This window comes from Micromonospora sp. CNZ297 (assembly GCF_007827625.1).
The window spans coordinates 1-1,331 of sequence record NZ_VISU01000070.1 but is presented as its reverse complement, the minus strand read 5'-3'; the positions used below and the strand labels follow the sequence as shown (position 1 = coordinate 1,331).

Genomic DNA, 1,331 nt, shown 5'->3' with positions numbered 1-1,331 from the left:
TGAGTTCCCCCCGCTTTGATGGAGCGGTGGTTACCTGCTGCCGGCTGGCGCAGGGGTGGCGATAGGTGGCTCGGCTGGTTGCGTCTGGCGGGTGTGCCAGGCGGTCTCGTACTCGTTCGGGCTGAGGTAGTCCAGTTCCTTCTGGATGCGGCGGGTGTTGTACCAGCCGTCGATGTAGGCGAAGATCGCGTTCTCGGCCTCGTCGCGGGTCCGCCAGCTCGTGCGGTAGACGAGTTCGATCTTCAACGTCGACCAGAAGTTCTCCATCAGCGCGTTGTCGTAGGAGTCGCCGACGGATCCCATCGAGGGCAGGATCCCGTTGTCCTGTAAGCGTTCCGCGAAGCGAAACGACGTGTAGTTCGACCCGCGATCTGAGTGGTGGATCAACTGGCCGTCGCGGACGTCGCGCGACCAGATGCCGTATTCGAGGGCGGCGAGGATCAGGTCGGTGTCGCAGCGGTCGGAGGTCTTCCACCCAACGATCCGGCGGGAGAACGCATCGCGGACCGCAGCCAACCAGAACACGCCCTCACCGCAGGGGATGCGGGTGGCGTCGGCGACCCAGAGCCGGTTCGGCCCGTCGGCGGTGAACTGCCGGTTGACCAGATCCGGCGCCGGCGTGTGCCGGGGATCCTGCTTCGTGGAGCCGCCGCGCCAGCCTCGACGCAGGAACGCGCCCTGCCAGCCCTGCTGCGCCATCAACCGCTCGACCCGCTTACGGCCCACGCGGATGCCGTCACGGCGTAGCTGCCGGTGGACCCGGTCAGCGCCGTAGGTGCGCCCCGATGTCTCCCAGATCTCGTGGATGTTGGAGACCAGACCCAGGTCGACCACGTCGCGGTCGCAGGGCTGCTCGACCTGCTTCACCCACGCGTAGTAGGTCGAGGCGCCGATGTTGAGGACCCGTAGCAGGAGCGCGACCGCGAACTGGTCACGGTGTTCGTGGATGAACCTCATGACCGTCGCCGGGTCGGGTCGAGCTCCGCCGCGAAATACGCGCTCGCGGCCTTCAGGATCTCGTTCGCCCGCCGCAACTCGGCGACCTCCCTGCGCAGCCGGCGGTTCTCCTCCGCCATCTCGCTGGTCGGCCGGTCGTGACGCTCGTCGGCGTCGGCCTCGGCTTGGCGGATCCAGTTCCGCAACGCCTCGTGATGCACACCAAGCTGCTCGGCCAGGCGCCGGATCACCGGCTTCGGATCCGACTCGCGGTACAAACGCACAGCGCGCTGACGTAGCTCATCGGGGTACTTCTTCGGTGCTGCCACGGACAACTTCCTCCCCACGGCCATCAGACCATGATCAAGAAGCTCCATGAAAGCGGGGGTAGCTCA

2 protein-coding genes are annotated in these 1,331 nt (G+C 66.6%); both read right to left on the bottom strand.

What is annotated here, in order from left to right; genetic code table 11:
- Positions 1 to 30: 30 nt before the first annotated feature.
- The gene (locus FB454_RS34720) at positions 31 to 957 is read right to left on the bottom strand and encodes an IS3 family transposase (RefSeq protein ID WP_013285608.1); all 927 of its coding nucleotides are present in this window, start codon (positions 955 to 957) and stop codon (positions 31 to 33) included.
- A complete protein-coding gene (locus FB454_RS34715; protein WP_083791297.1) occupies positions 954 to 1,313 on the bottom strand; it encodes a transposase in 360 nt (119 codons plus the stop codon). Before FB454_RS34715 ends, FB454_RS34720 begins: the two co-directional genes overlap by 4 nt.
- Between the last annotated feature and the right edge of the window lie 18 nt (positions 1,314 to 1,331).